Origin of the sequence: Microbacterium sp. A20 (genome assembly GCF_004794515.1) — a bacterium.
Taxonomy (GTDB): Bacteria; Actinomycetota; Actinomycetes; order Actinomycetales; family Microbacteriaceae; genus Microbacterium.
In genome coordinates, this window is record NZ_SSDF01000017.1 from 1 (window position 1) to 10,702 (window position 10,702).

At 70.5% G+C, this 10,702-nt stretch carries 10 protein-coding genes; 5 read left to right on the forward strand and 5 right to left on the reverse strand.

Annotated features, from left to right (window positions below; translation table 11 throughout):
• Positions 1 to 284: 284 nt before the first annotated feature.
• Both DW298_RS00105 and DW298_RS00110 read right to left on the reverse strand, forming a co-directional pair.
• Positions 285 to 1,448, reverse strand: a complete 1,164-nt coding sequence (locus tag DW298_RS00105) for an acyl-CoA dehydrogenase family protein (RefSeq protein ID WP_136040471.1) — start codon at positions 1,446 to 1,448, stop codon at positions 285 to 287.
• Positions 1,449 to 1,600: 152 nt separating this feature from the next.
• Entirely contained in the window at positions 1,601 to 2,530 is a 930-nt protein-coding gene (locus DW298_RS00110) for a M15 family metallopeptidase (protein ID WP_136040472.1), read from the reverse strand.
• A gap of 74 nt (positions 2,531 to 2,604) precedes the next feature.
• Between DW298_RS00110 and DW298_RS00115 the strand changes: the two genes are divergently transcribed.
• Positions 2,605 to 3,702, forward strand: coding sequence for an Rv2578c family radical SAM protein (locus tag DW298_RS00115; RefSeq protein WP_136040473.1), 1,098 nt, complete (start codon positions 2,605 to 2,607; stop codon positions 3,700 to 3,702).
• 61 nt (positions 3,703 to 3,763) lie between these two features.
• Positions 3,764 to 4,303, forward strand: a complete 540-nt coding sequence (locus DW298_RS00120; RefSeq protein WP_136040474.1) for a YaeQ family protein — start codon at positions 3,764 to 3,766, stop codon at positions 4,301 to 4,303.
• Between the two features lie 13 nt (positions 4,304 to 4,316).
• Here DW298_RS00120 and DW298_RS00125 read toward each other — a convergent pair whose 3' ends face one another.
• Positions 4,317 to 4,973 carry a response regulator transcription factor gene (locus DW298_RS00125; RefSeq protein ID WP_136040475.1) on the reverse strand — a complete coding sequence of 219 codons (657 nt, stop codon included), beginning with the start codon at positions 4,971 to 4,973 and terminating at the stop codon, positions 4,317 to 4,319.
• Positions 4,970 to 5,830 carry a histidine kinase gene (locus DW298_RS00130; protein ID WP_136040476.1) on the reverse strand — a complete coding sequence of 287 codons (861 nt, stop codon included), beginning with the start codon at positions 5,828 to 5,830 and terminating at the stop codon, positions 4,970 to 4,972. The genes DW298_RS00125 and DW298_RS00130 overlap by 4 nt, the downstream gene beginning before the upstream one ends.
• A 131-nt stretch (positions 5,831 to 5,961) precedes the next feature.
• Between DW298_RS00130 and DW298_RS00135 the strand changes: the two genes are divergently transcribed.
• The 3 genes from DW298_RS00135 to DW298_RS00145 are packed head-to-tail and all read left to right on the forward strand — an operon-like array spanning position 5,962 to position 8,206.
• A complete protein-coding gene (locus DW298_RS00135; protein ID WP_136040477.1) occupies positions 5,962 to 6,693 on the forward strand; it encodes an ATP-binding cassette domain-containing protein in 732 nt (243 codons plus the stop codon).
• Positions 6,690 to 7,484 carry an ABC transporter permease gene (locus DW298_RS00140; RefSeq protein ID WP_136040478.1) on the forward strand — a complete coding sequence of 265 codons (795 nt, stop codon included), beginning with the start codon at positions 6,690 to 6,692 and terminating at the stop codon, positions 7,482 to 7,484. Before DW298_RS00135 ends, DW298_RS00140 begins: the two co-directional genes overlap by 4 nt.
• The gene (locus tag DW298_RS00145; protein WP_136040479.1) at positions 7,484 to 8,206 is read left to right on the forward strand and encodes an ABC transporter permease; all 723 of its coding nucleotides are present in this window, start codon (positions 7,484 to 7,486) and stop codon (positions 8,204 to 8,206) included. Before DW298_RS00140 ends, DW298_RS00145 begins: the two co-directional genes overlap by 1 nt.
• 377 nt (positions 8,207 to 8,583) lie before the next feature.
• On the opposite strand, the gene DW298_RS00150 is transcribed toward DW298_RS00145, so the two are convergent.
• Positions 8,584 to 10,702 (reverse strand): DEAD/DEAH box helicase (locus DW298_RS00150; protein ID WP_136040480.1); only part of this gene is annotated, 2,119 nt, incomplete at its 5' end.

A 10,702-nucleotide genomic window follows, 5' to 3' on the forward strand; every position in this document is an offset into this window, starting at 1 on the left:
CCCGTCTCCCCACCCCCACCCCCGACCCGCGACCCCCGACACAACTTCGGAGTTCCGGGGCGACACGCCGCCCCGCGGCCCCCTTCGACGGCGAGTCGCGCCCGATCTCCGAAGTTGTGTCGCGGGGAACGGGTTATGCCGCAGAGAAGAAGGGCCGGGAGACGAAGAAGGGCCGGGAGACGAAGAAGGGCCGGGACACGAAGAAGGCCGGGAGACGAAGAAGAGGCCAGCAGACGACGAAGCCCCCGGATGCCGCAGCATCCGGGGGCCTCTTCAGCCGTGTGTCAGCGCTTGCCGACGATCTGACGACCGACGAGATCGCGCATGATCTCGTTCGTGCCACCGTAGATGCGGTGCACCCGAGCATCGGTGAAGGCGCGGGCGATCGGGTACTCCATGATGTAGCCGTAGCCGCCGTGCAGCTGCACGCCGGTGTCGAGCACCTCCCATTCGCGTTCGGTCGCCCAGAACTTGACCTTCGCGGCGTCCTCCGCGGTGAGGGTGCTGTTCTTGTACGCGAGCAGCGCGCGGTCGATGTACGCCCACATCGCATCGGTGCTCGCCGCCATGTCGGCGAGCCGGAAGCGGGTGTTCTGGAAGTCGGCGATGCGCTCGCCGAACGCCTCACGGTCCTTGGTGTAGGCGACGGTCCAGTCGAGAGCGGCCTGCGCGGCTGCGGCTGCGGCGACGCCGATCGAGAGACGCTCGAGAGGCAGGTTGAGCATCAGCTGGATGAAGCCCTGACCCTCCTTGCCGCTGATCAGGTTCTCGTCGGGGACGAACACGTCGGTGAAGCTGAGCTCGGCCGTGTCCCAGCCGTGGAAGCCCATCTTGCTGAGCTTCTTGCCCTGGTCGAAGCCCTCCATGCCCTTCTCGACGAGCAGCAGGCTGAACGCGTCGGGACGGTTGCCCTCACCGGTCTTGACGAAAGTCACGACGACGTCGGCCGTCGTGCCCGAGGAGATGAACGTCTTCGCGCCGTTGAGGATGTAGCCGCCGTCGACCTTCTTGGCGTTGGTCTTGATGCCACGCAGATCGGAACCCGCACCCGGATCGGTCATCGCGAGCGCGCCGAGCACTTCACCCGTGGCCATGCGGGGCAGCCACTTCTCCTTCTGCTCCTGCGTTCCCATGTGCACGAGGTAGGGCACGGCCAGGTCGTCCTGGATGCCGAACGCACCGGCCAGCGAACCCGCCCCTGCGGCGATGACCTCTTCCATCACGATCGTGCGGAAGCGGTAGTCCTGCAGCATCCCGGCGCCGCCGAACTCCTCGGGGACGGACAATCCGATCAGGCCGGCCTCGCCGGCAGCGAGCATGGTCGCCCGGTCGATCTCCCCCGCGGCATCCCACCGCTCGATCGCCTCGTTGTTCACGTGGCGCTTGACGAAGTCCTTGACGAGGTCGCGGAATGCCTCGTGATCCTCTTCGTAGATGTCGCGTTCCATTGCGTCCTCCCGAACGTGTCGTGCATCGTTGCTCCGGCGATTCTACGTGCCGGGCACCGGCTCGGACAGGACGTTGTGAGAATGCATCCCATCAGAGGTGACACTGGGTACCGCGGTTGTCGGATGCCGCAGAACGGGCCGTTCCGGCCGATTCAGTGCGCGTAGTCGGGGGCGGCCGGGAGTCCGAAGAACTCCTCCAGCGTGTGGAATCCGCCGTCGTGGTACGCCCTGGCGAGGTCGACGCCGACGTAGCGGAGGTGCCACGGCTCGGGCGCGTAGCCGGTCACCGGCGTGCCCACCTGCTCGTACCGCACGATGAACCCGTACTCCCACGCGTGGGCCGCCACCCAGTCGCTCTGCGCGGTGCCGCCGAAGCCGTCGAGTCCACCGCAGCCGCTGCCGCACGCGACGACGTCGAGGGCGAGGCCGGTCTGGTGCTCACTGTGGCCTGGCCGTGCCGAGCCGGCATCCGCCTGCCCCTGACCCTGGGAGCGCACGTGGGTGTCGTAGGTCGTGACCTGCAGCCCGTAGGACCGGTAGCCGTTGTTGGCGCCGATGCGCCCCACGCCGGCGGCCTCCGCCGCGTCGGCCATCTGCCCGACGGCGGCCGCGACATCGGTCCGCACCCGGCCCGACAGCGTCGTCATCTGCAGCGGCACGGAGTCGAGCGCCCCTGGCTCGTAGTCCGCGGGCTTCAGCGGGAGGCTCTTGTTCACGACGACCCAGACCCGGGCCGGATCGCGAAGCGAGATGCAGGGCGCGTTGCCCGCCACCACGGCCTCGCGGAAAGCCGCTCCCCCGCCGAAGCCCGCGACCACGGCCGCGTCGTCGCCGGCCTGCACCGCCTGCTGCACGGCCGGGTCCGCACACGGGTCGGCGGCCGTCGTCGCCTCGACCTGCACGGTCGGCACCTGCATCACGGCGACCGGCTCCGGCATCGGCGCGGCCTCCACCGCCGCGACGGGAGCGGAGGCGATCGAGAGCAGCACGCCGATCGCGGTCACGACGATGCCGAGCGGCAGCGCGGGGCCGTGAATCGGGGAGCGCGGAGCCGCATGCTGAGCGTGCGGCGAGAGGGGCATTGGTCCATTCTTTCATTCGAAGCTAAGTTTCAGAGCCGCTTGCATTTCTATCGTCATTATGTTCGAATGTGGAGATGCGGTGGCAGGGACAGAAACTCGGCGAGACGGATGCGGCGGCGCTGCCCGGGCTCGAAGACCGATCCAGCGTGCTGCGGTCGGTGACCACCCCCGAGTTCGCCGGGATGACGTTCCATGAGGTGCTGTCGAAGTCGGCCCTGAACCACGTTCCCGGCGCCTCGCGCATGCCGTTCGCCTGGACCATCAACCCCTACCGTGGATGTTCGCATGCATGCGTTTACTGTTTCGCCCGCGGCACGCACGAGTACCTCGACCTCGACGGCGGATCGGACTTCGACTCGCAGATCGTGGTCAAGGTGAACGTGGTCGAGGTGCTCGAGAAGGAGCTGCGGCGCGGCAGCTGGCAGCACGAGACGGTCGCACTGGGCACGAACACCGACCCGTACCAGCGGGCCGAGGGGCGCTACAAGCTCATGCCCGGCATCATCGAGACGCTCGCCGCATCCGGCACCCCGATCTCGATCCTCACCAAGGGCACGCTCATCCGCCGCGACATCCCGCTGCTCGTGAAGGCCGCGCAGCGCGTGCCCATCGACGTGCAGATGTCGATCGCGATGTACGACGACGAGCTGCAGAAGGCCATCGAACCCGGAGCGCCGACCACCCAGGCCCGTCTCGACACCGTGCGCGCCCTGGCCGACGCCGGGTTCCCGGTCACGGTCTTCCTGATGCCGATCATGCCGCACATGACCGACTCGCTCGAGGCGATCGACAGCGCCCTGGTGCGCATCAAGGAGGCGGGAGCGCGCACCGTCATCTATGGAGCGCTGCACCTGCGACCGGGGGTTAAGCCGTGGTTCTTCGAGTGGCTCGGCACGCATCGCCCCGACCTCGTGTCGTCGTATCGCGGCCTCTACCCCGGCGTCTCGGCAGAGGCCCCGAAGGGATACCGGCAGTGGCTCGCGAAGCGTGCCCGCCCCCTCATCCGGATGCACGGCCTCGACGGCCGCCACGAAGACGACTACTCGCGCCGAGGGTTCCGACCAGGGCAGGGCCACGTGCAGTCGGGCCACCTGCAGACAGGGGCGACGAATGCGGCAGCCGTGCGCTTCACGCCCAGCGCCGCCGCGGCTGCGCAGCCGATGCTGTTCTGATCCGGATCGCCCCTCTCACCCGGTCGGCCTCCGCTCCCGCACCCGCGTAGGCTCGGGGATCATGGCGATCGGTTCGACAGTCCACACGTTCGAGGTGCAGCTCGCTGACACCGACCGCGGAATCTACGAGGACTACTCGCTGCGAGTGGCCCGGCATCCGTCCGAGACCGATGCGTACATGCTCACGCGGGTGCTCGCCTACGGGCTCGAGTTCGCCGAGGGCATCACATTCGGCGGCAGCATCTCCTCGACCGAGGAGCCGGCGGTGCTCGTGCGCGACATGACCGGGCTGATCACGGCGTGGGTCGAGATCGGGGCTCCCGATGCCGAGCGACTGCATCACGGCAGCCGCCTCGCCGAACGCACGGTGGTCTACACGCATCGCGACCCGGCCAAGGTGATGGCGCCGTGGACCGACAAGCGCATCCACCGCCGCGAGGACATCCGCGTGTACAGCTTCGACCCGGGGTTCATCGACACGGCGGCCGCCCTGATCGAGCGCCGCAACACCATGACTCTCACGCGGGCCGAGAGCGTCATCTACCTCGACCTCAACGGCACGAGCCTGACCTCGACCGTGCACGTGCACGAGCCGGCCTGACACCGCGCGAGTCTCAGGCGCCCACGAGCCCCTGCTCGTACGCCGCGATCACGAGCTGCGCGCGGTCCCGTGCCGCGAGCTTCGACAGCAGGCTGCCGATGTGGGTCTTCACCGTGGCCATAGAGATCGTGAGCGCCGCGGCGATCTCGGCATTCGCGAGGCCTCTGCCGACGAGCGTGAGCACCTCGGTCTCCCGTGCCGTGAGGGTTGCGAGCGGGCGTCCGGCCGGCCGATTCGCGCCTTCGAGGAAGTGCTCGACGAGGCGGATGAGGATGCTCGGCGCGAACAGTGACTCCCCGTCGTGCGTGCGGCGGATGGCCTCGATCAGCTGCTCGGGGCGCACATCCTTGAGCAGGAAGCCGCTGGCACCCGCGCGCAGGGCGCCGTCGACGTACTCGTCGAGTTCCAGCATGCTGAGCACGAGCACGCGGGTGCCGGGCAGGGCCGTCGTGATGGCGCGCGTCGCGCTGATGCCGTCGAGCCCCGGCATCCGGATGTCCATCAGCACGACATCCGGGGCGATGGCGCGCGCCAGCTCCATCGCGCCCGCGCCGTCTTCGGCCTCGCCCACCACCGTCAGCCCCTCGGCACCGGAGATGATCAGGGCGAGGCTGTGTCGCAGCAGGGCCTGATCGTCGGCGATCAGGACGCGGATCCCTTCGTCGCTCATGCCCCCGCCTCGAACGGCAGGCGCGCCTCGACGCGGAATCCCGTCCCCACGGGCTCGGCGATCAGCGTGCCCCCGAGGGCGCCGACCCGTTCGCGCATGCCCCGCAGACCGTGGCCGGCTCCCGGCTGAGACTGCCATCCGCGCGCAGGACCGTCGTCGGCGACGACGACGCGGAGAGCGTTCCCGTCCCGCTCGACGGCCACGCGCGCCGGCACCGGCCCCGCATGGCGTCCGACGTTCGCGAGCGCCTCCCGGACCGTCGCGCACGCGGCGGCCTCGACTGCGGGCGACACCTCGCCCAAGTCCTCCGCGCGCAGGCTCGCGCGCACGCCGAACGCCTCCGCGGCGGTGACGATCCCCGGCACCTCCGACAGCCGTGCGGGCGGCTGCAGCGGCACCTCGTCTCCCGGTTCGCGCAGCACAGTGAGCATCCTTCGCAGCTCCGACATCGCGGAACGCCCTGCCTCCTCGATGTCGACGAGGGCTCTGCGCCGCTCCGCGTCGCCGGTGACACCCTCGAGCGGGGCCACGGCGGCGGCGCGCATCGTGATCAGGCCAAGTCCGTGTGATGCCAGGTCGTGCAGCTCGCGAGCGATCCGGAGCCGCTCCTGCTGCGCCGCCCGTTCGGCCGCCCAATCCGTGAGGCTGCGCTCATACTCCCGACGCTGCCGCTGCGATCGAACCGTCGCCCAGACGAGGACACCCACGGCGAGGATCCCCGCCGTCGTCAACACGACCGCCAGGCTCTGCGGACCGTCGAGACCGAGAACGCTCAGGACGACGACCAGCAGCGCGATCATGCCCCCGGCGGCGATCCACGTGCGCGAGCGCCAGGTCGGTCGGGGCGAAGCATCCATCCGCCCGAGTCTAGGCACCCTCGAAGCCACGCACATCAGACCAGGGGTGGAGGAACCCGGGTCGGAGAGATCGGAGGGCTTCCCGCCTGCAGGGCGATGCCGCGGAGGGCGCGGACCGCTGAGATCGAGGGATGCTGACGATCGAATCACTCACGAAACGGCACGGTTCCCGCACGGTGCTCCACGATATCGCCTTCGAGGCACGGCCGGGCCGCGTGACGGCCTTCCTCGGAGCGAACGGAGCCGGGAAGTCCTCGACGCTGCGCATCCTCCTCGGGCTCGACCGGCCGACCGCGGGACGCGCGCTCATCGATGGCCACGCCTACCGCGACCTCCGCGATCCGCTGCGGACGGTGGGGGCGATGCTCGACGGTTCCGGCGCCCACCGCTCACGGACAGCCCGGGGCCACCTTGCCTGGATCGCCAGGGCGGGCGGCATCCGCCGTCACCGCGTCGACGAGGTGCTCGAACAGGTCGGGCTCGCCCACGCGGCGCGGACCAAGGTGGGTCGGCTGTCGCTCGGCATGGGGCAGCGTCTGGGGCTCGGGGCGGCACTGCTGGGCGAGCCGCCGATGCTCATCCTCGATGAACCCGTGAACGGACTCGACCCCGAAGGCATCCGGTGGATGCGCGAGCTGCTGCGCAGCCAGGCGGATGCCGGAGGAACCGTGCTCCTGTCGAGTCACCTGATGGGCGAGGTCGCCGGAGTCGCGGACGACCTGGTCGTGATCGCCCAGGGCCGGATCGTGGCCGCGGGCACCGTGGACGAGATCACCCGGGGGCACGCCGACCTCGAAGCAGCCTTCTTCGCCCTGACCGGCGGGAGCGGGTCGCCCGAGTCGAACGGCGGCACCGCACGATGAGACTCCTCCGAACCATCGCCGCCGAGACGGGCAAGACCCTCACACTCCCGGGAGTATGGGCCGGCGTGCTCGCGAGCGTCCTCGGCACCATCGCGATCACGACGCTGAACGCCACGCAGGCGGTCGCCGCCCTCGACGAGGGCGAAGCCGACCTGTTCGGCCCGATCTCGGTCTTCGAGACCGCCTTCGCCGCGGCGCCGCTCGGCACGATCGGAGCGATCGTCGTCGGCGTGCTGGCGGTCAGCAGCGAATACACGCCGAACAGCCCGGATGCCGGCGGGTCCCGGCAGATCACGAGCACGCTCGTCACCGTTCCCGGTCGCGTGCGGCTCGTGCTGGCCAAGCTCACGGCGGTGGTGGCGATCACCCTCCTGACCGCGGCCGTGGCCCTCTCGTCCTGCCTCGGGGTCGCGCAACTGCTCCTCGGCGACCTCGCACCCGAGTCCGTCCCCGTCGAGCAGGCGATGTGGCGCATGGTGGGCACGACGGTCTACTGGACCCTCACCGCTCTCCTCGCCTTCGGCATCACCCTGATCACGCGCAACGGCACGCTCCCGCTGATCATCCTCATCCTGAACAGCTCGGTGGTCTCGTTCTCCCTGCTGCTCACGAAGGTGACCCCGCTCGCCCATTGGCTTCCCGACATGGCGGGACGCAATCTGTTCGGCTTCGATGCGGAACTCGTCCTCCCCGGAGGGCTCGACGCTGTGCCGGGCGGGCTCGTCATGGCCGCCTGGGCCGTCGCAGCGGTGGCTGCAGGAGCGCTCGTCTTCACCCGGAGAGACGCCTGATGCGGCGGGCCCTGCTGGCCGAGCTCTCGAAGCTGCAAACGCTGCCCCTCACGGCATATGCCGCCGCGGGCATGGTCGTCGTCGGTGAGCTCGTCGCGGCGGCTTTCGCCGGACTGCGCGCCGAGGGCGGAGGTGCCGTATCGGCGGTCGACGCGGCGCTCGAGGCCATGCCGTATGCGCAGGCGGGCGCGATCCTGCTCGGGGTGGTGCCCGTGTCGCAGGAGTATCTCGGGCGACAGTTCGGCACCACACTCATCACGGTTCCTCGTCGAATGCGGGTGATCGTCGCGAAGACAGTTGCCGCCGTGATCGTGCTCCTCCTCGTCGGGACGCTGACCGTCGCGGTGGCGTGGGTGGCCGCAGGACTGACGCTCGTCGTCGCGGATGCCGACGCTGTCGCAGCGACGACGGAGGATCTCGGCCGCTTCGGCGGTGCGGTCGCGTATCTGGTGCTGATCGGGTTGCTCGCCCACGCGGTGACGCTCGTCCTGCGGCATCTGGTGCCGGCGCTGGTGACGATGCTCGTCGTCGCGTACATCCTGCCGTTCGCCCTCACCGCGCTCGGGGAGCACGCCCGGTGGCTGCCCACCCGGGCCGGGTCGCAGCTGTTCGCGCCGGACGACACCGTGCTGACGGTGCTCACCGGAGCCCTGGTCCTGCTCGCCTGGGCGGCGGTGATCGGCATCGCCGGCGCCGCCCGCTTCACCCTCTCCGACGCCTGACCGCCCTCCCCTCCCCCGCCGCCCTCCCCGCCCTCCGCGCCCCGCCACGCCGCCGCCGCCCGCCGCCGAGTGCACGGTTTAGTGCCGACCGCACGGGCTGTTCGCGGAAACAAGCCGTGCGCTCGGCAGCATCCCGTGCACTCGGGATCGACGCGTCGTGCGTCGCGAGGCGAGGCGGCGGCGCCAGTGCCCACACTCACCCACGCCGAGTGCACGGCTCCGCGTCGAACGCACGGCTTCTTCACGCTGGTAAGCCGTGCACTCGGCAGCATCCCGTGCGCTCGGCAGCACTGTGGGCGGGGACGGGGCGGGGCGCGGGCGGGGACGACAGAGGCCCCGGACCGCGAAAGCGGGACGGGGCCTCTGGTGAGACGAACTCAGGCGGTGAGGTCGGCCGCGGTCGGCAAGCGACCGGCGATCTCCTCGATCACGTCGTCGTCGAGGCGCGCGTTCTCGAACGGTGCGTCGATCTCGGCCCGGTCGAGCAGCTCGGTCATGCGACGCTGGCGCTGACGCGTGATCAGCGTGACGACGCGACCCGAACGACCCGCGCGACCGGTACGACCCGAGCGGTGCAGGTACGTCTTGTACTCGTCGGGCGCGTCGGCCTGGACGACCAGGTCGATGTCGTCGACGTGGATGCCGCGGGCGGCGACATCCGTGGCGACGAGCACGTTCACGCGACCCGAGGTCAGACGCTCGAGGTTGCGCGTGCGCTTGGCCTGGTTCAGGTCACCGTGCAGCGAGACGGCCGGGATGCCGGCATCGTCGAACTGCTCGGCGAGCATGTCGGCGTAGGCGCGCGTACGGGCGAAGACGAGCGTCTTGCCGGCACGGTCGACGAGCGACGTGAGGATGTCGGCCTTGTCACGGTGCTCGATCACGAGCACGCGGTGCTCGATCGTGCTGGAGTCCTGGTCCTCACCGGCGACCTCGTAGACCGCCGGGTCGACGAGGAACTCGTCGACGAGCGCCGCGACCTCGCGGTCGAGCGTGGCCGAGAACAGCAGCTTCTGGCTGCCGTCTGCGGTGTGACGCAGGATGCGCTGCACGGGCTCGACGAATCCGAGCTCGCACATGTGGTCGGCCTCATCGAGCACCGCGATGCGGCAGTCCGACAGGTCGAGCTTGCCCTGGTTGATGAGGTCTTCGACGCGACCGGGCGTGCCGATCACGATGTCGACGCCCTTCTTCAGCGCACCCACCTGGCGGCCCTGCGGGACACCACCGTAGATCTGCGTGGTGAAGAGGCCGACGCTGCGGGCGATCGGCTGGATCGTGCGGTCGATCTGCAGCGCGAGCTCGCGCGTCGGAGCGAGGATGATCGCGCGCGGCGACCGTCCGAACTCACGGCGCTTGCCGGCCTGCGACTGCAGCACGCGCTCGACGAGCGGTGCACCGAACGCGATGGTCTTGCCGGATCCGGTGCGACCACGGGCGAGCACGTCGCGCCCGGCGAGGACGGCCGGGATGCTGGCGGCCTGAATCGGGAACGGCGTGGCCGCGCCCATGCCGACGAGGGTCTCGACGATGTTCGAGCCGAGACCGAGGTCGCCGAAGGTCACACCGTCGACCTCGACGGCCGCGACGGACTTCGCCTCGAGGCGCTCGTGCACGACGTCATCGCCCGGGGTGAACTTCGCACCGGTCGACTCGGGACGGCTGGTGGCGTTCCAGTCGTTGCGGCTCGGACGCTCGTTGCGCGCCGGACGCCCGCGGGTGTCGGAGGTCAGCGGGCGCGGACGCTCGGTGCGGTACGCGCCACCGGTCGACGGACGCGAACGCTCGTCACGGCCACCCTCGTACGAGCGCTGCGTGCGGTCGCGGTCGAAGGCGCGACGGGCGCGGTCGGCGTCGTACGAACGCTCGCCGCCACGGTCGTTGCTGCGGTCGTTCGACCGGGCACGGTCGCCGCCGCGGTCGTCACGCCGCGGACGCTCGTCACGGTCGAACCGGGGGCGCTCGGCACCACGATCGCTGTTGAAACGGGGACGCTCGGCGCCGCGGTCGCTGTTGAAGCGGGGACGCTCGCCACCACGGCGATCGTCGCGAACCGGACGCCCGCCGTCGCGGTGGTCGTTGTCGCGGAAGCCCTGGCGCTGGGTGCCGGCACCGCGGTCGTCACGACGCGAGCGGTCGTCGCGGTCGAAGCGGGAGCGGTCGCCGCCGCGCTCGTCGCGGTAGGTTCCCGGTCCGGTCGGGCGCTGTCCGGTCGGACGCTGTCCGCCCCGGTCGTCCCGACGCGGACGGTCGTCGAAGCGTCCGCCGACGCTGGGCCGGTCGTTGTAGCGAGGACGCTCGTTGCGCTCGTCGTTGCGGTGGTGCGGCGCTTCGCGGCGTCCGGACTCGGCGCGGTTGCGGATGCCACGGGCCTCGTCGCGGCCGGCGCGCTCGGACGCGTTCCAGCGCTGCTTGGGTGCACCCGACTCGGCCTCGGCCGGGCGGTAGCCGCGGTGACCGGCGCTGCGGCTGCCGGGACGACGGTCATAGCCGCCG